Annotated in this window: 18 protein-coding genes and 4 tRNA genes; 8 read left to right on the forward strand and 14 right to left on the reverse strand. The window is 67.1% G+C overall.

The features are described from left to right. Positions 1-93: 93 nt before the first annotated feature. Both ACIGFL_RS07730 and ACIGFL_RS07735 read left to right on the forward strand, forming a co-directional pair. Positions 94-672, forward strand: coding sequence for a PQQ-dependent catabolism-associated CXXCW motif protein (locus ACIGFL_RS07730; protein ID WP_397496758.1), 579 nt, complete (start codon positions 94-96; stop codon positions 670-672). A gap of 23 nt (positions 673-695) precedes the next feature. Then, positions 696-1,361, forward strand: coding sequence for a response regulator (locus tag ACIGFL_RS07735; RefSeq protein WP_397496759.1), 666 nt, complete (start codon positions 696-698; stop codon positions 1,359-1,361). An 80-nt stretch (positions 1,362-1,441) separates the two neighbouring features. On the opposite strand, the gene ACIGFL_RS07740 is transcribed toward ACIGFL_RS07735, so the two are convergent. The 5 genes from ACIGFL_RS07740 to ACIGFL_RS07760 form a co-directional block, all read right to left on the reverse strand. Continuing rightward, positions 1,442-4,510: an efflux RND transporter permease subunit gene (locus ACIGFL_RS07740; RefSeq protein WP_397496760.1), complete on the reverse strand. Its 3,069-nt coding sequence runs from the start codon at positions 4,508-4,510 to the stop codon at positions 1,442-1,444. Beyond that, the gene (locus tag ACIGFL_RS07745) at positions 4,507-5,529 is read right to left on the reverse strand and encodes an efflux RND transporter periplasmic adaptor subunit (protein ID WP_397496761.1); all 1,023 of its coding nucleotides are present in this window, start codon (positions 5,527-5,529) and stop codon (positions 4,507-4,509) included. The genes ACIGFL_RS07740 and ACIGFL_RS07745 overlap by 4 nt, the downstream gene beginning before the upstream one ends. Positions 5,530-5,679: 150 nt before the next feature. After that, positions 5,680-6,474: an ABC transporter permease gene (locus ACIGFL_RS07750; protein ID WP_021442092.1), complete on the reverse strand. Its 795-nt coding sequence runs from the start codon at positions 6,472-6,474 to the stop codon at positions 5,680-5,682. After that, positions 6,471-7,403, reverse strand: coding sequence for an ABC transporter ATP-binding protein (locus ACIGFL_RS07755; protein ID WP_122107062.1), 933 nt, complete (start codon positions 7,401-7,403; stop codon positions 6,471-6,473). The genes ACIGFL_RS07750 and ACIGFL_RS07755 overlap by 4 nt, the downstream gene beginning before the upstream one ends. Positions 7,404-7,560: 157 nt before the next feature. Next, a complete protein-coding gene (locus ACIGFL_RS07760) occupies positions 7,561-8,223 on the reverse strand; it encodes a transglutaminase family protein (RefSeq protein WP_397496762.1) in 663 nt (220 codons plus the stop codon). Positions 8,224-8,366: 143 nt separating this feature from the next. Between ACIGFL_RS07760 and ACIGFL_RS07765 the strand changes: the two genes are divergently transcribed. Continuing rightward, a complete protein-coding gene (locus ACIGFL_RS07765; RefSeq protein WP_397496763.1) occupies positions 8,367-10,814 on the forward strand; it encodes an acyl-CoA dehydrogenase in 2,448 nt (815 codons plus the stop codon). A 129-nt stretch (positions 10,815-10,943) separates the two neighbouring features. Further along, positions 10,944-11,351, forward strand: a complete 408-nt coding sequence (locus ACIGFL_RS07770) for a PA2817 family protein (RefSeq protein WP_397496764.1) — start codon at positions 10,944-10,946, stop codon at positions 11,349-11,351. Between the two features lie 109 nt (positions 11,352-11,460). Here ACIGFL_RS07770 and ACIGFL_RS07775 read toward each other — a convergent pair. The 4 genes from ACIGFL_RS07775 to ACIGFL_RS07790 all read right to left on the reverse strand — a co-directional run bounded on the left by ACIGFL_RS07775 (position 11,461) and on the right by ACIGFL_RS07790 (position 11,855). Beyond that, positions 11,461-11,536: transfer RNA gene (locus tag ACIGFL_RS07775), tRNA-Gly, on the reverse strand. Positions 11,537-11,557: 21 nt separating this feature from the next. Continuing rightward, positions 11,558-11,633 (reverse strand) — tRNA-Glu (locus ACIGFL_RS07780). Between the two features lie 43 nt (positions 11,634-11,676). Then, positions 11,677-11,752: transfer RNA gene (locus ACIGFL_RS07785), tRNA-Gly, on the reverse strand. Between the two features lie 27 nt (positions 11,753-11,779). Then, positions 11,780-11,855 (reverse strand) — tRNA-Glu (locus ACIGFL_RS07790). Between the two features lie 222 nt (positions 11,856-12,077). Here ACIGFL_RS07790 and ACIGFL_RS07795 point away from each other — a divergent pair. Continuing rightward, positions 12,078-12,845 carry a hypothetical protein gene (locus ACIGFL_RS07795; protein WP_397496765.1) on the forward strand — a complete coding sequence of 256 codons (768 nt, stop codon included), beginning with the start codon at positions 12,078-12,080 and terminating at the stop codon, positions 12,843-12,845. A gap of 8 nt (positions 12,846-12,853) precedes the next feature. Further along, positions 12,854-13,513 carry a glutathione S-transferase family protein gene (locus ACIGFL_RS07800; protein ID WP_397496766.1) on the forward strand — a complete coding sequence of 220 codons (660 nt, stop codon included), beginning with the start codon at positions 12,854-12,856 and terminating at the stop codon, positions 13,511-13,513. A 97-nt stretch (positions 13,514-13,610) separates the two neighbouring features. Here the strand turns inward: ACIGFL_RS07800 and ACIGFL_RS07805 are convergent, their stop codons facing one another. Both ACIGFL_RS07805 and ACIGFL_RS07810 read right to left on the reverse strand, forming a co-directional pair. Further along, a complete protein-coding gene (locus tag ACIGFL_RS07805) occupies positions 13,611-14,093 on the reverse strand; it encodes a GAF domain-containing protein (protein WP_397496767.1) in 483 nt (160 codons plus the stop codon). Beyond that, positions 14,090-14,980, reverse strand: a complete 891-nt coding sequence (locus ACIGFL_RS07810; RefSeq protein ID WP_122107067.1) for an ATP-binding protein — start codon at positions 14,978-14,980, stop codon at positions 14,090-14,092. Before ACIGFL_RS07810 ends, ACIGFL_RS07805 begins: the two co-directional genes overlap by 4 nt. A 106-nt stretch (positions 14,981-15,086) precedes the next feature. On the opposite strand from ACIGFL_RS07810, the gene ACIGFL_RS07815 reads away from it, so the two are divergent. Further along, positions 15,087-17,408 (forward strand): response regulator, encoded by a 2,322-nt coding sequence (locus tag ACIGFL_RS07815; protein ID WP_397496768.1) that lies wholly within the window; start codon positions 15,087-15,089, stop codon positions 17,406-17,408. A 43-nt stretch (positions 17,409-17,451) separates the two neighbouring features. On the opposite strand, the gene ACIGFL_RS07820 is transcribed toward ACIGFL_RS07815, so the two are convergent. The 3 genes from ACIGFL_RS07820 to pdxB form a co-directional block, all read right to left on the reverse strand. After that, positions 17,452-17,910 (reverse strand): MarR family winged helix-turn-helix transcriptional regulator, encoded by a 459-nt coding sequence (locus ACIGFL_RS07820; protein ID WP_397496769.1) that lies wholly within the window; start codon positions 17,908-17,910, stop codon positions 17,452-17,454. Continuing rightward, positions 17,907-18,392, reverse strand: coding sequence for a glutathione peroxidase (locus tag ACIGFL_RS07825; RefSeq protein ID WP_021444509.1), 486 nt, complete (start codon positions 18,390-18,392; stop codon positions 17,907-17,909). The genes ACIGFL_RS07820 and ACIGFL_RS07825 overlap by 4 nt, the downstream gene beginning before the upstream one ends. 167 nt (positions 18,393-18,559) lie before the next feature. After that, on the reverse strand, positions 18,560-19,690 hold the full coding sequence (gene pdxB / locus ACIGFL_RS07830; RefSeq protein ID WP_397496770.1) for a 4-phosphoerythronate dehydrogenase PdxB: 1,131 nt from the start codon (positions 19,688-19,690) through the stop codon (positions 18,560-18,562). Positions 19,691-19,839: 149 nt separating this feature from the next. Here pdxB and ACIGFL_RS07835 point away from each other — a divergent pair, with 149 nt between their 5' ends. Then, positions 19,840-21,213, forward strand: a complete 1,374-nt coding sequence (locus tag ACIGFL_RS07835; RefSeq protein WP_397496771.1) for an MATE family efflux transporter — start codon at positions 19,840-19,842, stop codon at positions 21,211-21,213. Positions 21,214-21,235 lie beyond the last annotated feature (22 nt).

Genomic DNA, 21,235 nt, shown 5'->3' on the forward strand with positions numbered 1-21,235 from the left:
ACTTTGGTACTGCTTTTGCTCTCCATCGTAGAATTTCCAACGCAGCAGTCCGGGCCTCTAATACCCCCATAAAAAGAACAGAGGCCCACGCTCATGAAACACTGCCTTGCCCTGCACGCGGGGCTGCTACTCGGCACCAGCCTGCTAGCCCCGGTGACGCTGGCCGAGGTCGCCCTGTTCGCCGCCGACGGCTACCGCCAGACGCAGTACCGCAGCCCCACCCCGGCCGCCCTGGAAGGCGCACGCACCCTCGACACCGCGGCCCTGCAACGCCTGCTGCACGAACAGCCGCACACCCGCCTGATCGACGTCTACCGCCGCACCTGGTTGAACGGCCGCTTCATCGAGGACGAGGCCCACGCCAACCTGCCCGGCAGCCTGTGGCTGGCCAATACCGGCGACGGCCAGCTCGAGCCGCGCTGGCAGCGCTACTTCGAAACCCACCTGCGCAATATCAGCCAGGGCGACCCGGACTGGCCGCTGGTGTTCTACTGCCGCTCCGACTGCTGGCTGAGCTGGAACGCCACGCGCCGCGCCTACCACCTGGGCTATCGCCAGCTGTACTGGTACCGTGACGGCATCGATGCCTGGGAGCAGGCCGGCCTGCCGCTGGTGCCCGCCCAGCCGGCCGAGCTGCCCGGCGCTTTCCTCACCCCCAACGCCGCACCATAATCACAACAACGAGGTGAAAGGCCATGTACAAGATTCTGATTGCCGACGACCACCCGCTGTTTCGCGAAGCCATCCACAATGTCATCGCCGACGGCTTCCCCGGCAGCGAGATCATGGAGACCGCCGACCTGGACAGCGCCCTGGAGCTGACCCAGGCGCACGACGATCTCGACCTGATCCTGCTCGACCTGAACATGCCCGGCATGCACGGCCTGGGCGGGCTGATGAACCTGCGCAACGAGGCGCCGACCATCCCGGTGGTGATCGTCTCCGCCGAGCAGGACAAGCAGATCGTGCTGCAGGCCATCACCTACGGCGCGGTGGGTTTCATCACCAAGTCCTCGCCGCGGACGCAGATGACCGAGGCCATCGCGCAGATACTCGACGGCAACGTCTACCTGCCACCGGACATCATCCGCGCGCAGAAGAGCGGCGGCCACCGCCACCACACCGATCATCACAGCATCCCGCCGGAGCTGCTGCAGGCGCTAACGCGCAAGCAGCTCTTGGTGCTCGAACGCATGACCAAGGGCGAGTCGAACAAGCAGATCGCCTACAGCCTGGATATCGCCGAAACCACGGTCAAGGCCCACGTCTCGGCCATCCTGCGCAAGCTGGGCGTGCACAACCGCGTACAGGCCATCCTTTCCGCCGGCGATATCGACTTCGCCGCCTATCTGCGCCGCTGATCCGCGGCGCCAGAACGTCCTAACGCCTGGTATCCGGCCCCGAACAGCCCGGCAGGAAAGGCACTGGGATTGCAGCCGGGCTAGGAAACAGCCGGCTGCTCGTCGATCATCCGCAGCGGCTGCCAGCGGCGCAGCAGCAGGTACAGGGTGGGGATCACGTAGAAGGTGAAGAAGGTGCCCACCAGCAACCCGCCGACTATCACCAGGCCGATCTGCTGGCGGCTCTCGGCGCCGGCGCCGGTGGCGATGGCCAGCGGCAGCGAGCCGAGGACCATGGCCCCGGTGGTCATCAGGATCGGCCGCAGGCGCTGCACCGCCGCCTCGATCACCGAGGCGCGCAGCTCCTTGCCCTCGCGCAGCAGGTGGTTGGCGAACTCGACGATGAGGATGCCGTGCTTGGTGATCAGGCCGATCAGGGTCACCAGGCCGATCTGCGAGTAGATGTTCAGGGTACCGCCGAACAGGGTCAGCGCCAGCAAGGCGCCGGCCATCGACAGCGGCACGCTGAAGAGGATGATCAGGGGATCGCTGAAGCTCTCGAACTGCGCTGCCAGCACCAGGAAGATGAACGCCAGGGCCAGGGCGAAGATCAGCGCGATGCCGGCGCTGGATTCCTTGAAGTCGCGCGAGGTGCCGGTGTAGTCGTACTGGGTATCCGGCGGGAACACCTCGCGCGCGGCGGCCTCCAGATGCTCCAGCGCCTCGCCCAGGGTGTAGCCGCTACCGACGTTGGCGCTGATGGTCACCGCACGCAGCTGGTTGAAGTGGTTGAGTTCGCGCGGCGCCACGGTCTCGCGCACCGAGATCAGGTTGGACAGCTGCACCATGCCGCCCTCGCGGTCGCGCACGTAGACTCGGTCGAGATCCTGCGGGTTGCTGCGGTCGATGTCCTGCAGCTGCACCAGCACGTCGTACTGCTCGCCGCTCTGCTTGAAGCGGGTCACCTGGCGGCTGCCGAACAGGCTTTCCAGGCTGCGCCCGATGGTGGCGACATCGGTGCCCACCGCCACCGCCTGCTCTCGATTGACCGCCACCTTAAGCTGCGGCGCGTTGAGTTTCAGATCGCTGTCCAGGCTTTCCAGCCCCGGATAGTCGCGCACCCGCGCAAGCAGTTGCTCGACATAGCCCTGCAGCTCGGCGTACTCCATGGACGAGCGAATGACGAAGTTGATCGGCTGGTTGCGCGCGCTCTGCCCCAGCGGCGGGCGGTTGACCGGGAACACGCGCATGCCGGCGATATCCTGCAGCTTGGGCAGCAGCTCGTTGCGTATCTCGAACTGGCTGCGGCTGCGCTCGGCCCAGTCCTCCAGTTTCATGAAGGAAATGCCCTGGGCCACCGTGGGAAAGCCGGCGATGACCATGTAGCGGTTGGTTTCCGCGATGCTCGCGTAGGCCGCCTCCACCTCCCGCGCGTAGCGCGCGGTGTAGTCGATGGTGGCGCCGTCCGGGCCGTTGAACACCCCGACTATGGTGCCGGTGTCCTCGGTCGGCGCCAGCTCCGAACGCAGCCCGTTGAACAGCCAGGCGCAGAGCAGGAAGGCCAGCAGCAACACGCCGAGCACCAGCGGCCAGGCGCGCAGGGCGCGATCCAGGCTGTGCTTGTAGCTGTAGGTGACAGCGTTGAGGAAGCGTTCGATCAGATTGTACAGCCGGCTGTGGCGCTCGCCGGCCTGGTGCGGCTTGAGCAGCACCGCGCACATCATCGGCGTCAGGCTCAGGGCGACGAAACCGGACACCAGCACGGCGCCGGCCAGGGTCCAGGCGAACTCGGTGAACAGTTTGCCCGTGGTGCCCTGCATGAAGCCGATCGGCGCGAACACCGCGGCCAGGGTCAGGGTCATGGCGATCACCGCGAAGGCGATCTCGCGACTGCCAGTGAAGGCCGCCTGCATGGGTTTCATCCCCGCCTCGATATGGCGGTGGATGTTCTCCAGCATGACGATGGCGTCGTCCACCACCAGGCCGATGGCCAGCACCATCGCCAACAGGGTCAGGGTGTTGATGGAAAAGCCCATCAGCGACATCAGGGCGAAGGCGCCGATCAGCGACACCGGGATGGTCACCAGCGGAATCAGGGTGGCACGCAACGAGCGGAGGAAGATGAAGATGATCAGGATCACCAGCCCCACCGCTTCCCAGATGGTAATGAAGACGTTGTCGATGGACTCGCGGATGAACAGCGAGTTGTCGTTGGCCACCGTCATGTGCATGCCCTCGGGCAGCAACGCGCGGATTTCCGGCAGCGCCGCCTCGAGGCCGTCGGAGATGTCCAGCGGGTTGGCCGTGGCCTGCTTGATCATGCCCATGGACACCGCCGGGCGGCCGTTGAAGCGCACCACGCTGCGCTCGTCGCGCGGGCCGATCTCGGCATGGCCGACGTCGGCCAGGCGCAGCAGATAGCCCTGCGAATCGTCGAGAATCAGTGCATTGAACTGCTCGGGCGTGCTCAGGTCGGTTTCCGACAGCACAGTGAACTCGCGCGCGCGCGATTCGATGCGCCCGGCGGGAATCTCCACGTTCTGCCGGCGCAGGGCATCCTCCACGTCCTGCACCGTGAGGTTGTGCGCGGCGAGCTTCTCCGGGTCGAGCCAGATGCGCATGGCGAAGGTGCGCGCGCCGCGAATCTGCACCTCGGCGACGCCGGGAATGGTCTGCAGGCGATCCTTGATCACCCGCTCCAGCACGTCGGTGATCTCCATGGCGTTGTAGCGGTCGCTGTAGGTGGCAATCCAGATCACCGGCTGGGCGTCGGCCTCGACCTTTTGCACTATGGGTTCGTCGATCTCGTCGGGCAGCAGCCCGCGGACCCGGCCGAGACGGTCGCGTACGTCGTTGGCCGCCTCGTCGGCATTGCTGCCGAGGCGGAACTGGGCAGTGATCTGGGTATTTTCCGAGCGGCTGATGGAGCTGACGAAATCCAGTCCCTCGATGCCGGACAGCACGTCCTCGATCGGCTGCGCCACCTGCGATTCCATGATCTCCGGGCTGGCGCCGGGGTAGATCACGTTCACCGTGACGATGGGCACGTCGATATTGGGGTATTCGCGCACGCTGAGGCGGTCGTAGGCCATCAGCCCGAGCAGCACCACGATCAGCGACAGCACGGTGGCGAACACCGGCCGGCGGATGCAGATATCGGAGAGGATCACCGCTGGCGCTCCCCGCTCTTGCTGCGCACCGCCAGGCCCGGGCGCACCTTCTGCCAGCCGGCGCTGATCACCGTCTCGTCGCCCGCGAGGCCTTCGCGCACCTCCACCAGGCCGTCGAAACGCTTGCCCAGGCGCACTTCGCGCTGCTCGACGCTGCCGTCCACCACCAGGTTGACCAGCAGCTGCTCGCCCACCGGCATCACCGCCTCCTCCGGAATCACCAGCGCCTCGGGGCGCTCGGCGAGGATCACCGAGACGCGGACGAACTGGCCGGGGCGCAGACGGCGGTCGTCGTTGCCGATATGGGCGCGGATCGCCTGGCTGCGGCCGACTTCGTCCAGACGCGGGTTGATGGCGAAGATCTCGCCCTGGAAGCGCTCGCCCGGATAGGTGTCCAGGCTGATTTCCACCGTCTGCCCCAGGCGTACCTGGGCCACGGCCTTCTGCGGGATGCGGAAGTCGACCTTCAGCGGGTCGAGCACTTCCAGGTTGACGATGTTCTGCCCGGCGCTGAGGTAGTCGCCGACGCTGGCCTGGCGCAGGCCGAGCACGCCGTCGTAGGGCGCCTTGATCTGGGTCTTGTCGAGCCGCGCCTGGGCCAGCGCCTGGCTGGCGCGGGCGGCCTGCAACTGGCTCTGCGCCTCGTCGAGGGCCTGGGCATTGCTGGCGCCGCGCTGGAACAGCATCTGCGCGCGCTGGTGGTTCTTCTCGGCGAGGTCGAGGTTGGCGCGCGCCTGGGCCAGTTCGGCGCGGGCGATGGCATCGTCGAGGCTGACCAGCAGGTCGCCGGCGGTCACCGCCTGGCCCTCGCGAAAATGCAGGCCGGCCAGACGCCCTTCGATTTCCGGGCGGATCATCACCGACTCGTCGGAGCGCAGCGAGCCGAAGGTGATCAGCTCGTCGCGCACCGCCATCTGCTTGACCGGCACCACTTCCACCACCGGTCCATCGGCGGCCAGCACCTGACCGGCCAGCAGCGCCGACAACAGCAGTGGCAGGGAACGCAGCAGCACGGCCATATACAACCCCTCTTGTATGTATAAGCCGAGTCTAACCTTCTGCTCCCTCAATGACAGCGGGGCAAGATATTTCCCTATGTTTTTGTGGCCTGCCATCCCTGGGCGGCCTGAGGCCTCGCCAGGCGCGGCCCAGCGCTTCTGGCGAAATCCTTACTGACGCATGCCGCGGCCGCTGACCAACAGGCGAATGCACAGGGTGTACAGCACCGCGGTGGCCAGCAGCATGAAACCGATGGCCACGCCGATGCGGATGTCCGACACGCCGAGGATGCCGTAGCGGAAGGCGTTGACCATATGCAGGATCGGGTTGCCCATCGACACCGCCTGCCAGAACGGCGGCAACAGGGTGATCGAATAGAACACCCCGCCCAAGTAGGTCAAAGGCGTGAGGACGAAGGTGGGGATGATCGAGATGTCGTCGAAGTTGCGCGCGAACACCGCGTTGACGAAGCCGCCCAGGGAGAAGATGGTCGCGGTCAGCAGCACCACCAGCACCGTCACGCCCAGGTGGTGCACCTGCAGGTGGGTGAAGAACAGCGACAGCAGGGTGACGATGAAGCCCACCGCCAGGCCGCGCAGCACGCCGCCGACGACGAAGCCGACGAGGATGGTGTGCGGCGACACCGGCGACACCAGCAGCTCCTCGACGTTGCGCTGGAACTTGCTGCCGAAGAAGCTCGACACCACGTTGCCGTAGCTGTTGGTGATCACCGACATCATGATCAGCCCTGGCACTATGTACTCCATATAGCTGAAGCCGCCCATGTCGCCGATCTGCCGGCCGATCAGGTTGCCGAAGATGACGAAGTACAGAACCATGGTGATCGCCGGCGGCAGCAGGGTCTGCGGCCAAATGCGCAGAAAACGGCGCACCTCGCGGTGGACGATGGTGCGCAGGGCCACCAGGTTGGCGGCGAATTCGCTGTTGAGGTACTGGGTATTCATGGCGCCACCTTGGCCAGGTTCTTTTCCACCAGGGAGACGAACAGCTCCTCCAGGCGATTGGTCTTGTTGCGCAGGCTGAGCACCTCCACCTGCTGCTGCGCCAGCTGCTGGAACAGCGCATTGAGGCCCTGGCTCTTCTCCACCTGCACCTCCAGGGTGTGGTCGTCGAGCAGCCGCGCCGGGTAGCCCTGCAGCTGCGGCGCCACCGCGTGGGTGTCCTTGAGGTCGAGCAGGAAGGTCTCGACGTGCAGCTTCTTCAGCAGGTCCTTCATGCTGCTGTGTTCGACGATGCGGCCGTGGTCGATGATGCCGATGTGGCGGCACAGCTGCTCGGCCTCCTCCAGGTAGTGGGTGGTGAGGATGATGGTGATGCCCTGCTGGTTCAGCTCGGTGAGAAAGCTCCACATCGAGCGGCGCAGCTCGATGTCCACCCCGGCGGTGGGCTCGTCGAGGATCAGCAGGCGCGGCTGGTGCACCAGCGCGCGGGCGATCATCAGGCGGCGCTTCATGCCACCGGACAGCTCGCGCGAAGCGACGTTGCGCTTGTCCCACAGGCCCAGCTGGGTCAGGTACTGCTCGGCGCGTGCCTTGGCGATGCTGCGCGGAATGCCGTAGTAGCCGGCCTGGGTGACGACGATGTCGAACACCTTCTCGAACTGGTTGAAGTTGAATTCCTGCGGCACCACGCCCAGGCAGCGCTTGAGCGCCGACGGCTCGCGGTCGAGGTCGTGGCCGAACACCTCGACCGTGCCGCCGCTCTTGTTCACCAGGGTGGAGAGGATGCCGATGGTGGTGGACTTGCCGGCGCCGTTGGGGCCGAGCAAGGCGAAGAAGTCGCCTTCGGCGACGTCCAGGTCGATGCCGTGCAGAGCCTGGAAGCCGTTGCCATAGGTCTTGGTCAACTGGCGGATGGTCAGGGCGGAGCTCATGAAAATGGGGTTTCCCGCGCTAGGGTGGAGTCAGCATAGATGGGGGTAGGGGCGACAATTTGCAACCGGTTGTTGCAGCCATCGGCGCATGCCGACCTGCACCCTACCCAGGCCGACGCGCGGAGAAAAGCCCGCCCTGGCGATCTTGACTATCGATTCAGTCGATAGCAGCCGCCTCGGCCTGCATGTCGCCGCTCATGAATGCCGCATCGGCGGCGAACAGATGCGGATAGCAGCGCTGCAGGTGGTCGAAGAACAGCTGCTCGGGCAAGTCGGCGAACTGGCCGTGATCGACCAGGTACTCCATATAGCGCTCACCCTTGTCGTTATAGGGATGGAAGACGCTGTCGTGAACACCGTCGAACTCCAGCGGCGCCACCTTGAACACCCGGCACAGCGCCTCGTTGAAGGCCGGCGTGGCCTTGACCCAGCGCCCGTCGAGAAACAGCTCGGTGTAGCCGTGCATGGCGAACACCTCGCTGCGCAGCAACTGCAGCAGGCGCGGCGTCGACAGGTGATTGCGCACGTCGGCCAGGCCGATGCGCGCCGGGATACCGCAATGCCGCGCGCATGCCGCCAGCAGGTTGGCCTTGGGCACGCAGTAGGACTCGCCGGCGAGCAGCGCGTGGCTGGCCTTCAGCGTCTGCGGCTCGCGGCTGAACACATAGGGGTTGTAGCGGACCCGGTCGCGCACCGCGCGGTACAGCGCCACGGCCTGGTCGCGCGGATCGCGCCCGGCGCCGCGCCAACGCTCGGCGAACTCGATTAGCGCAGGGTGGTCACTGTCAATGAAGCGGCCGGGTTGCAGGTAGGTCTGCATGGGTCGTGCTCCCAAGGGTTTGCCCCAGTCTAAGCGCGCCGATCGCGCCATAAAAACGGCGATCCGGCCAAGCTGCCCCGCCTTGCCGCCAATTCGCGACTAAGCTCGTGGCGTCGTCCGCTGTCACTCATGGAGGAACACACATGCTCGTTATCTGGTTACTGGTTCTGATACTGGGAGTGGCCTACCTGGCCCACAGCCGCAGTGCCGCCCTGCCCGCACTGGGCATCACCGCCGCCTACCTGCTGGCCATGGCGCTGCTGAGCCCGGTGCCAGGCTGGCTGCAACTGCTGCTGTGGGCGCTCACCGGTGCCGTGGCGGCCTTCGTGCTGCTGGTCGATCTGCGTCGCCGGCTGTTCAGCGGCCCGCTGTTCGCCTGGTTCCAACGCGTGCTGCCGCCGATGTCGGATACCGAGCGCGACGCCATCGAGGCCGGTAGCGTGTGGTGGGACGGCGAACTGTTCAGCGGCCGCCCGGACTGGGACAAGCTGCTGGCCTACCCCAAGGCGCAACTGACGGACGAGGAACAGGCCTTTCTCGACGGCCCCACCGAGGAGCTCTGCGCCCTGGTCAACGACTGGCAGGTCGGCCAGCAGCTGGACCTGCCGGAAAAGGCCTGGCAACACATCAAGCAGCACGGTTTCTTCGCCCTGATCATCCCCAAAGACTACGGCGGCAAGGGCTTCTCCGCCTACGCCCACTCGCAGGTGGCGATGAAACTGGCCACCCGCTGCGGCGACCTGGCCTCCACGGTGATGGTGCCCAACTCCCTGGGCCCCTCCGAGCTACTGCTGCACTACGGCACCGACACGCAACGCCAGCACTATCTGCCGCGCCTGGCCAGCGGCGAGGACATCCCCTGCTTCGCCCTCACCGGCCCGCTGGCCGGCTCTGACGCCGGCGCCATGCCGGACACCGGCATCGTCTGCAAGGGCCAGTGGAACGGCGAAGAAGTCATCGGCCTGCGCCTGAACTGGGAAAAGCGCTACATCACCCTGGCCCCGGTGGCCACCCTGCTCGGCCTGGCGTTCAAGGCCTATGACCCGGAGCACCTGCTGGGCGAGGAGGAAGACCTCGGCATCAGCCTGGCACTGGTGCCCACCGACACCCCCGGCGTGGAAATCGGCCGGCGCCACCTGCCGCTGGGCGCTGCCTTTATGAACGGGCCGAACTCGGGCAAGGACGTGTTCATCCCGCTCGACTACCTGATCGGCGGCCAGGAGTACCTGGGCAAGGGCTGGATGATGCTGATGAACTGCCTGTCGGTGGGCCGCTCCATCTCCCTGCCCGCCGGCGGCACCGGCGCCGCCAAGCTCGCCAGCCTGGTCAGCGGCCAGTACAGCCAGATCCGCGAGCAGTTCGGCGTGCCGCTGGCCGCCTTCGAAGGCATTCAGGAGGCGCTGGCGCGCATCGGCGGCAACACCTGGCTGATGGACAGCGCGCGTATCCTCACCGCCCATGCCGTCGACCTCGGCGAGAAGCCCTCGGTGCTCTCGGCCATCCTCAAGTACCACCTCACCGAGCGCGGCCGCGAGTGCGTCAGCCATGCCATGGACCTGCACGGCGGCAAGGCCATCATCATGGGCCCGAGCAACTACCTGGGCCGCGCCTGGCAAGGCGCGCCGATCTCCATCACCGTGGAGGGCGCCAACATCCTCTCGCGCAACCTGATGATCTTCGGCCAGGGCGCCATCCGCAGCCATCCCTACGTGCTCAAGGAAATGGCCCTGGCCGGGTGCGACGACAAGCAGCAGGCGCTGGCCGAGTTCGACGCCCTGCTGCTGCGCCATATCGGCTTCGCCGTCGGCAACGCCGCCAGCAGCCTGCTGCTCGGCCTGAGCCTGGGGCGCTTCGGCCAGGCCCCCGGCGACAGCCTGAGCCAGCCCTACTTCCGCGCATTGAATCGCCTGGCCGCGTCCTTCGCCCTGTGCGCCGACAGCAGCATGATGCTGCTGGGCGGCGAGCTGAAGCGCCGCGAACGCCTGTCGGCGCGCCTGGGTGATGTGCTCAGCCACCTCTACCTGGGCTCGGCGGCACTCAAGCGCTACCACGACCTGGACTACCCGGACAGCGTGCAGCCGCTGGTGCGCTGGGCCATGGAGGAAAACCTGTTCCACGCCGAACGGGCCCTGGCCGAGCTGCTGGCCAACTTCCCCAATCGCGCCTTCGGCTGCCTGCTCAAGGCCCTGGTGTTCCCTCTCGGCCGCCGTCATCGCGGCCCGAGCGATGCGCTGGACGCCGAAGTGGCCGCGATTCTCGGCCGCCCGGCCGGCGATCCGGCACTGGAGGCGCTGCTGGATGGCTGCTACCGGCCGCAGGCCGAGCAGGATGCGGTCGGCGCCCTGCAACATGCGCTGCAACTGATCGACGCCAGCCGCGATGCACGCAAGCGTCTGCAACAGGCGCTCAAGGACGGCAGCCTGCAGCCCGCCCCCGGCCAGGACGCCATCGAGGCGGCCATCGCCACCGGCCTGCTCGACAGCGAGATGGGCGAACGCCTGCAGGCCGCCGAGGCCGCACGGCGGCGGGTGATAGATGTCGACGACTTCGCCAAGGAGGAACTCAAACTCGGCCGCGGCAAGGTGCGCTAAGCCAGGCGAACCGTGGGAGAGGCTTCATCGCCGCTGAAGCGCCTCCCACGGTTGCCCAAGCCCAAACGGGACAGCGGGCGCCAGGCTCTCTATACTCCTGCGCCCGTTTTACCCAACAGGAATCGCACCATGGCCAGCCACCTCGAACATCACCTCGCCCTGCTCAACCACCTGCGCGGCATCCTGGTCGCCCTGGGCGAAGCCGAGCAGGTACTGGACGACAGCCACGCGCTGTTCATCGAGCGCTACGACGAGTTGCTCGCCGAGCTGCCGCGCGACCCGGTATCCAGCCAGTACCTGGGCCAGGACCTGATCAGCCAGGTCTTCCACCGCTACCCGCAGATCGCCCACCTGGTGCCGCGCGACCTGCTGTGGTTCTTCGGCGGCGACTGCCTGCACTTCATGCCCGACGAGGAAATCGCCCTGTACCAGGCCCTCGACGAGCGCCGCTTCGAGGCCGAGCAGAACGACGAGCCGTTCGACTGGAACCGGGAAAAACAGTTGCTGGCCCTGCCCACCGACGGCGCCAAGCACTAACCCCCCAGCACAACGCAAAAGGCCCGCACGGCATGACCGGCGGGCCTTTTACAGACGGAGAACGACAGAAACGAAAACGCCGCTCGATCGAGCGGCGTTTTCGTTTATTTGGAGCGGGAAACGAGACTCGAACTCGCGACCCCGACCTTGGCAAGGTCGTGCTCTACCAACTGAGCTATTCCCGCAATACAACTTGGTACTGAAAATGGCGTCCCCTAGGGGACTCGAACCCCTGTTACCGCCGTGAAAGGGCGGTGTCCTAGGCCACTAGACGAAGGGGACCTTGGAACTTTGCGAAACGCCGCCTGAGCGGCACTTCAAAATCTGGAGCGGGAAACGAGACTCGAACTCGCGACCCCGACCTTGGCAAGGTCGTGCTCTACCAACTGAGCTATTCCCGCATATACAACTCACTTCCCAATGGAAAGTGGCGTCCCCTAGGGGACTCGAACCCCTGTTACCGCCGTGAAAGGGCGGTGTCCTAGGCCACTAGACGAAGGGGACGCAGCCCGGAGCCTACAACAGCTTTTCCGGCTTCCCTCGCTCTGTTTCAAGCATTGCGCTGGAAGTGGCGCGCATTCTAGGGAGGCTTTGGGAGGCCGTCAACCTCTCTCTAAAAAATTTTTAAAATCAAAGACTTCAGGTCATAAATTGACGTGGCACTAGGAGCCTCGCAGCCAAGCCACTACACTCGGGCGAAAAACCAGCACTCGAGAGGTTCAAGCAGTGTCCCCACTCGTGATTACCCTGCTGATAGTCGGAGGCATCGCGCTGCTGATCGTGATCGCCTACGTCAATCACATGGTCGAAAACAGCAAGCTGGAAAAAGCCCGGCAGAAAGCCGACCTCAACGACCGCATCCGCCGCTGCCTGGACGTCTCGGAAAAGATGCCCGGCCAGTTGATGAGCGCAGCACTGAAACTGCTGCTCAGCCGCCTGCAACTGCAACTGAGCGAACGCCTGCTGCCGCTGGACAAGGGTAACGCCGGCCTCAAGGATCGCATCGACGAACTCAAGGCGATGGTGGTCCAGGGCGAGTCGATCCCGGTGAACAACGCCCCGCAACCCATCCTCAACGAAGCCAAGGCCAAGGATGTGCGTTTCCTGCTGGAAAACCTGCACGCCCTGATCACCGGCTCGGCGCAGATCGGCCTGCTGCCGGCCAATGAAGGCAAGCACTGGCTCAAGCAGATCCGCCAGATGCTGGTGCAGCTGCATATCGAGTTCTTCGGCAACCTCGGCCAGCAGGCCCTGCAACAGAACCAGCCCGGCCAGGCGCGCCTGGCCTTCGAGCGCGGCGCACAGTACCTACGCAAACAACCGGAGCCGGGGCTCTACCAGGCGCAACTCAAGCATTTCGAAGAACAGCTGGCGCGCGCCAATGCGCTGGTGCTGGACAAGGCGCAACCCCTGGCGGACGCACCCAGCGAACTGACCGAAGGGCTGAAGAACCTGGATGACGACGACTGGAAGAAGAAGAATATCTACGACTAGGAGTTTCGATGAGCCTGACCGTCTACGGGGCGCCGCTCTCCCCCTTCGTCCGCAAACTCTGCCTGTGCCTGCTGGAAAAGGGCCTGGACTACCAGCTGGAGGTCGTCACCCCGTTCGGCCAGCCCGACTGGTACCGCGAGCTCAATCCGCTGGGGCGCATTCCGGCGTTTCGCGATGGCGAGCTGACCCTGGCCGACTCCAGCGTGATCTGCCAGTACCTGGAGGAGCGTTACCCCGAACGCCTGGCTCTATACGGCGAAGGCGCGGCGCAGCGTGCCCAGGTGCGCTGGCTGGAAAAGTACGCCGACTACGAACTCGCCCCGCTGTGCACCTTCGGCGTGTTCCGCAACCGCACGCTGAAACCCAGCCTGGGCCAGCCCTGCGACGAGGCCAAGGTGCAGGCCGCGCTGCACGACAGGTTGCCGGGGCATTTCGACTACCTGGAAGGGGTTCTGGGCAAGGCCGAGTTCTTCGTCGGCGAGCGCCTGTCGATGGCCGACCTCGCCCTCGCCTGCCAGCTGATCAATATGCAGCACGGCGGCGAGATGCTGGATGCCGCGCGCTGGCCGCACCTGGCGGCGCACTACGCACGGATCAGGGCGCGCGCCTCGGTGCAGCAGCTGCTGCCGCGCGAATTGCGCACCCTGGAGAAGATCGGCGCGCGTTGATCGGCCCCACCAGGCACATCGCGAGCATCCGGGGCATCGCCGGTTTGCCGGTGCGCGCAGCCGTAGGGCGCGCCATGCGCACCACTAATACCCGCACTCAGCAATCGCTCGCCGCCAGAAAGATCGCCGCCAGCGCCTCGATGCCGGCCTGATCGACCTCGCTGAAACGCCCGCTCAGCGGACTGTCCAGATCCAGCACGCCGATCAGCCGGCCGTCCTTGAGCAGCGGCACCACCAGTTCGCTATTGGAGGCGCTGTCGCAGGCGATATGCCCGGCGAAGGCGTGTACGTCCTCTACCCGCTGGGTCTGCCGGCTCGCTGCCGCCGCACCGCACACGCCACGACCGAAGGGAATGCGCACGCAGGCCACCTTGCCCTGGAACGGGCCAAGCACCAGTTGCTCGCCCCGGGCCAGGTAGAACCCGGCCCAGTTCAGGTCGACCAGTTCGTGGAAGAGAAAGGCGGAAAACTGCGCGGCGTTGGCGATGAAGTCGCGCTCGCCGGCGAGCAGCGCCTCGAGCTGCGCCGCCAGCAGCGGGTAGCCGTCCAGTCCGGAGCCGGCCTGGGAAAGGTCGATCATGCGTCTTGCTCCAAGAGTTGCAGCCCGACCCAATGCCGGGCGAATTGAAAGGCGCAGCGGCCGTTGCGGTTGCCGCGACCCAGGGCCCAGCGGATCGCGGCCTTCTCCAGCGCCTCGCTCCATTGCCAGCGCAGGCCGGCCGACGCCGCCTGCACCTCGACCCAGTGGCGCACCACGTCGAGGTAGTGTTCCTGGCTGAAGGGGTAGAACGACAGCCACAGGCCGAAACGGTCGGACAGGGCGATCTTGTCCTCCACCGCCTCGTTGGGGTGCAGCTCGCCGTCGACCATCTGCCAGTTCTCGTTGTCGCTCTGCTTCTCCGGCATCAGGTGCCGGCGGTTGGAGGTGGCGTACAGCAGCACGTTGTCCGGCGCGCGCTCCAGCGAGCCGTCGAGCACGCTCTTGAGCACCCGGTAATCGCCCTCACCGGCCTCGAACGAGAGGTCGTCGCAGAACAGCACGAAACGCTGCGGCAGGCGCGCCAGCTGCTCCACCACCCGCGGCAGGTCGGCCAGGTGATCGCGCTCGATCTCGATCAGGCGCAGACCGGCCGCCGCGTGCTCGGCCAGCAGCGCGCGCACCAGCGACGACTTGCCGGTGCCGCGCGCGCCCCACAGCAGCGCGTGGTTGGCCGGCAGGCCGGCGACGAACTGGCGGGTGTTGCGCGCCAGCTGCTCGCGCTGGGCGTCGATGCCGAGCAGGTCGTGCAGCCCGAGGTCGAGGCTGACCGCCAGGGGCTGCAGGAAACCGCTGCGGCCGTCGCGCTGCCAGCGCGCGGCCAGGCTCCGGTTCCAGTCCAGTTCCGCCCGCACTGCGGGCAACAGGGGTTCGAGGCGCGCCAGCACCTGCTCGGCACGCGCCAGAAAGCTCTGCAATCGGGAATCCACGCTCTACTCCTTTTGCGCAGGGCCGCACGCTGCGGGCTCTGCCGGTCCGGCGCCGCTATCGGCTATGCTTGGCAGGCGCCACGGATCAGAGACCACGCCCGCCGCCATGGATATATCGCTCACCCATCGCCTGTCGTTCCGACAGGCCGGCCTGACCGTGCTGGTGGCGTTCATCCTCGGCACGCTGCTCAGCGTCACCCAGGTGGCGATCGATTATGCCAGCGAAGAGGCCTCCATCAACCGCGAGATTCGCGCGCTGCTGGAAATCAGCCACAACCCCGCCGCCCGTATCGCCTACAACATCGACGCCGAACTGGCCCAGGAACTGGTGCTCGGCCTGCTGCGTTCGCCGGCGGTGACCCGCGCCGAACTGATCGACAACAGCGGCCTGGTGCTGGCCAGCGTCAGCCGGCCGCGCAGCGAGAGCCGCTACCGGGTGTTCAGCGACAGCCTGTTCGGCGCCCAGCGCCAGTTCCAGGATCCGCTCTACGTCGCCCACGCGCCCAACGAAGCGCTCGGCGAGCTGCGCCTGGAGGTGGACACCTACGCCTTCGGCAGCCACTTCCTGCGCCGCTCGCTGCTGACCCTGCTGACCGGCTTCGCCCGCAGCCTGCTGCTGTCGCTGATCCTCCTGGTGCTGTTCTACTTCATGCTGACCAAGCCGCTGGTGGGAGTGATCCGCGCGCTCAGCGAGCGCAACCCGCAGGACCCGCAGCATCGCCCGGTGCCCTGCCCCAAGGGCCACGAACGCGACGAGATCGGCACCCTGGTCGAGGTGACCAACCGCCAGCTGTCGAGCATCGCCCAGGAAATCGAGCAGCGGCGCAACGCCGAGGATCGCCTGACCCAGTACCTGGCCGAGCTGGAAAACATCGTCTCGGCACGTACCGCCGAACTCAAGGCCACCAACGCCCGCCTCAGCCGCTCCAATGCCGAGCTGGAGGTGGCGCGCACCACGGCGCTGAACATGGCCCAGGCCCGCTCGGCCTTCCTCGCCAACATGAGCCATGAGATCCGCACCCCGCTCAACGGCCTGCTGGGCATGCTCGCCCTGGCCCTGGACGGCCCGCTCAGCGCCGAGCAACGCCAGCAGCTGGGCATCGCCCACGATTCCGGCAAGGTACTGGTGGAGCTGCTCAACGACATCCTCGACCTGTCCAAGTTCGAGGCCGGCCAGCTAGAGCTGGAGCAGATTCCCTTCGACCTCGGCGTGCTGGCCGAGGAAACCGCCAGCCTGCTGTCGCAGAACGCCGCCGGCGCGGTGGAGCTGACCTGCCTGATCGCCCCCGACCTGCCCGCCCAGGTCGTCGGCGACCCGACCCGGGTGCGGCAGATCGTCAGCAACCTCTTGTCCAATGCGCTGAAGTTCACCCGCTTCGGCCGCGTCGACCTGCAGGTATCGCGCAGCGCGGACGGCGTGCGCATCCGCGTGCGCGACACCGGCATTGGCATCGCCGAAGACGCCCAGGCACGCATCTTCCAGCCGTTCGCCCAGGCCGAGGTGGGCATCACCCGCGAGTACGGCGGTACCGGCCTCGGCCTGGCGCTGACCCGCCGCCTGTGCGAGGCCATGCACGGCAGCCTCGGCCTGCAATCGAAGGAAGGCTTCGGCAGCGAGTTCTGCGCCGAGCTGCCGCTGCCGGCGCATGCCGAGGCGGCGGCGCAACCGACCCTGCACGGCCGCATCGTCGCCCTCACCCCGGCCAGTAGCGGCCTGCACCAGGTGCTCAGCCAGTGGCTGCCGGCCTGGGGCCTGCACTACCGGCGCCTGGACACCGACGCCAGCCTGCTCGGCGTGGACGCCGACCTGCTGATCAGCGACTGCCCGGAATGCCTGCTCGGCCTGCGACCAACGCTGAACACGCCGGTGCTGCTGGTCACCGCCTACGGCAACTTCCTGCCCCTTGATCAAGCCCAGCGCCTCGCCCCGCTGCAGCAGATCGCCCGCCCGCTGGCGCGCGCCGGCCTGCTGCAGATGCTCCGCCATATCCTCCACAGCGATGCGCCGAGCGCCGGCGGCACACCCCACGCCCAGGCGCCGAGCGAGCGCTCGGCGCGGGTGCTGCTGGTGGAGGACAACCCGGTCAACCAGCTAGTGGCCAAGGGCATGCTGGCCAAGCTGGGCTGCCAGGTGCTGGTCGCCGGGCATGGCGGCGAAGCCCTGGACCTATTGGAGCGCGAGGCCGTCGACCTGGTGCTGATGGACTGCAACATGCCGGTGATGGACGGCTATGAGGCCAGCCGGCGGATTCGCCGCAACGGCCGCTGGCCGGACCTGCCGATCGTCGCACTGACCGCCAATGCGCTGTCCGACGAGCGTGAACGCTGCCGCGCCGCCGGCATGAGCGACTACCTGGCCAAGCCCTTCCGCCGCGAGGAGCTGGCCGCCCTGCTCGATACCTGGCTGCCGGCCGCGGTCACGCGTTGAGCGCTGCGGCTGGCGCGCAGGACCTGGGCGGCCCCGCGGCACCCTAGGTGCCGAGCCGGCTCAGCAGGCGATCCAGGCGCTGACGCAAGCCGTCCAGCTCGGCCAGCTCCTCGCCGCCGAACTGGCACAGCAGCTGCGCCTTGAGCGGCGCCACCCGCGCCTGCAACGCCCTGCCCGCCTCACTCAAGGCCAGGTGCACCTCGCGCTCGTCGTGGGCGGCGCGGCGGCGTTGCACCAGGCCCATCTGCTCCAGGCGCTTGAGCAGCGGCGTGAGGGTGCCGGAGTCCAGCTGCAGGCGCTGACCCAGGGCCTTCAGCGTCGGCTGCTCGGGCGTCTGCGCCTGCCATTCCCAGAGCACCAGCATCGCCAGGTACTGCGGGTAGGTCAGGCCCAGCGCGTCGAGCATCGGCTTGTAGGCGCGGATCACCGCACGCGAGGCGGCGTAGAGCTTGAAGCACAGCTGGTTGTCCAGCTGCAGTTGGGCGCTATCGAAAGCGGTCATTTGAGCAGGGCTTCGATCTCGCTGGAGAGCTCCTCCGGCTTGGTGGTTGGGGCGAAGCGCTTGATCACCTGACCGTCCTGGCCGATCAAGAACTTGGTGAAGTTCCACTTGATGCCCTGGCTGCCGAGCAGGCCGGGGGCGCGCTTCTTCAACTGGACGAACAGCGGATGGGCATCGGCGCCATTGACGTCGACCTTCTTGAACAGCGGGAAGCTGACGCCGAAGTTCAGCTCGCAGAACTCGGAAATCGCCCCCTCGTCGCCCGGCTCCTGCTTGCCGAACTGGTTGCAGGGAAAGCCCAGCACCACCAGGCCCTTGTCCTTGTACTGCTGCCAGATGCTTTCCAGGCCCTTGTACTGCGGGGTAAAGCCGCACTTGCTGGCGGTGTTGACCACCAGCACGGCCTTGCCGCCGAAATCGGCGAGGGTCTTCTGCTCGCCCTTGATGGTGGTGACCGGGATATCGAAAAGTGCGTTGCTCATGGGAGTCGTCCTGAAGTGGGCTGGATGTGCCGAACAAAATAGCGAGCAATTAGATTGCGTGCAATTTAATTGCTCAACGATAAGGCGCATGGATAGTGCGTCATGCGGCCCCACCTGCCTTTGCCCTCGACAATCGGTGCGCGCGGCCCGGGCGGCCCTGCGGTTCCCTATGCGAGGGTAGCCCCCAACGCCCGTACCAGCGCCGCCAGCTCGGGCGCCTCGCCCTGCAGGCGCACGCGCAGGCCGTCGAGTTCGCGGCGCATCGGGTAGTGCTTGCGCAGACGGTCGAAGCCGGCGCGGCGCGCCTCGGCGTCGCCGATAAGGCTGCGGCGGAAATCCGCATCGTCGCGGCGCGGGTCGTACACCGCGCGGCACAGGGCAGCCAGCGCCCAGGCCGGGTCGGCAGTGCCGTCCAGCGCCACCTCGCTCAGCCAGGGCGCCGGCAGCAAGTCGGCCAGGCGCACCTGTTCGGGCAGGCCGAGGGCCCGGCAGCAGGCCTGGTAGATCTGCGCCGTGCCGCGCAGCTTGCCGTCCAGGCTGTAGCCGGCGATATGCGGGGTGGCCAGCTGACACAGCGCGGCCAGTTCGACGTCGGCCTGCGGCTCGCCTTCCCAGACGTCGAGCACCGCCTTGAGATCCGGCCGCTGCGGCAGCAGCTGACGCAGCGCGGCGTTGTCCACCACCGCGCCGCGGCTGGCGTTGATCAGCCAGGCGCCGGGCTTGAGCGCCGCCAGACGCGCGGCATCGAACAGATAGCGGGTGCCGGCGTCCAGCGGCGTATGCAGGCTGATCACCTCGCACTCGGCGACTATCCGCTCGAGGTCGACGAAATCGCCGCCTTCGGCCGCCTGCCGCGGCGGGTCGCACACCCACACCTGCCAGCCCAGGCCGCGCAGCAGCTCGACCAGGCGCCCGCCGACCTGCCCTGCCCCGACCACGCCATAGACCCGCGTGGCCGGGTCGACGCCTTCGCGCTCGGCCAGGGTCAGCACGCTGCCCAGCACGTAGTCCACCACGCCGCGGGCGTTGCAGCCCGGCGCGCTGCTCCAGGCGATGCCGGCCTCGGCGAAGTAGTCGAGATCCAGGTGATCGGTGCCGATGGTGCAGGTGCCGACGAAACGCACGCGGCTGCCTTCCAGCAGCGCGCGGTCGACGCGGGTCACCGAGCGCACCAGCAGGAGATCGGCGTCGCGCACATCGGCCGCCGCGATGGCCCGGCCGGGCAGCCGGCGGATGCTGCCGAAGGCGGCGAAGAACTCGTCGAGCAGGGGAATGTTTTCGTCGGCGACTATATGCATGGCGGGCTCCGCGGATCAGGCCGCCATTCTATGCCAGCGCGGCGCCAGCGTCGCCCCGCATGCCGCCGCGCAGAGCGGCACGGCGCGCTTTCCTGACCAAGGCGTCAGGGCGTAGACTACGCGGTTTTCCGCCCAACCGAAGAACCCTCATGTCTGCCGAGAACCGCCTGGGGCGCGTGCGCACGGAACTGCGCAGCCTACTCGTCCTGGCCACGCCGATCATCATCGCCCAGCTGGCGCACACCGCCATGGGCTTCGTCGACACCCTGATGGCCGGGCGGGTCAGCCCGCGGGACCTGGCCGCCGTGGCGTTGGGCAACTCCATCTGGGTGCCGGTGTTCCTGCTGATGACCGGCATCCTCCTGGCCACCACGCCCAAGGTGGCGCAGCGCTTCGGCGCCGGCGAGGAGGCGGCCATCGGCCCGCTGGTGCGCCAGGCACTGTGGCTGGCCCTGGCGGTCGGCGGCGGCGCCGCGGCACTGTTGTGGAACGCCGAGTTCATCCTGCGCTACATGGGCATCGAGCCGGCGCTGATCACCCCGGCCATGGGCTACCTGCGCGCGGTGGCCTGCGGTTTCCCGGCGGTGGCGCTGTACCACGTGCTGCGCTGCTTCAGCGACGGCCTCGGCCACACCCGGCCGAGCATGGTGCTGGGCATCCTCGGCCTGCTGCTGAACATCCCGGCCAACTACATCTTCATCTACGGCAAGTTCGGCCTGCCGGCCATGGGCGGCGTCGGCTGCGGCTGGGCCACGGCGCTGGTGATGGGGTTCATGCTGATCGGCATGCTGATCTGGGTGAAGTGGGCGCCCTACTACCGCCCCAGTGCCCTGTTCGCCCGCTTCGAGCGGCCGCAGTGGGCGGTGATCAAGCGCCTGCTGGCCATCGGCGTGCCGATCGGCGTGGCGGTGTTCGCCGAATCGAGCATCTTCGCGGTGATCGCCCTGCTGATCGGCGGCCTTGGCGCCACCGTGGTCGCCGGCCACCAGATCGCCCTGAACTTCAGCTCCATGGTGTTCATGATCCCCTACTCGCTGGGCATGGCCGCCACCGTGCGGGTCGGCCAGGCCCTGGGCCGTGGCCAGCCGCGCGAGGCGCGCTTCGCCGCCGGGGTGAGCATGGGCGCGGCGCTGGGCTACGCCTGCCTGTCGGCCAGCCTGATGCTCCTACTGCGCGAGCAGATCGCGCAGATCTACACCCCAGACAAGGCGGTGATCGCGGTGGCGGCGACGCTGATCGTCTATTCGGCGCTGTTCCAGTTCTCCGACGCCATTCAAGTCACCGCCGCCGGCGCCCTGCGCGGCTATCAGGACACGCGCATCACCATGCTGCTGACGCTGTTCGCCTACTGGGGCATCGGCCTGCCGGTGGGCTATGCGCTGGGGCTCTCCGACTGGCTGGGCGAACCCAGCGGCCCCAGCGGGCTGTGGCAGGGCCTGGTGGTCGGCCTGACCTGCGCCGCGCTGATGCTGGCGGTGCGCCTGGCACGCAGCGCGCGCAAACGGATTCGTGCGACGGCCTGAGTCGAACCCGGCGCGCCGAGGC

The organism is Pseudomonas sp. NPDC077649 (assembly GCF_044542855.1).
Classification (GTDB): Bacteria; Pseudomonadota; Gammaproteobacteria; order Pseudomonadales; family Pseudomonadaceae; genus Aquipseudomonas.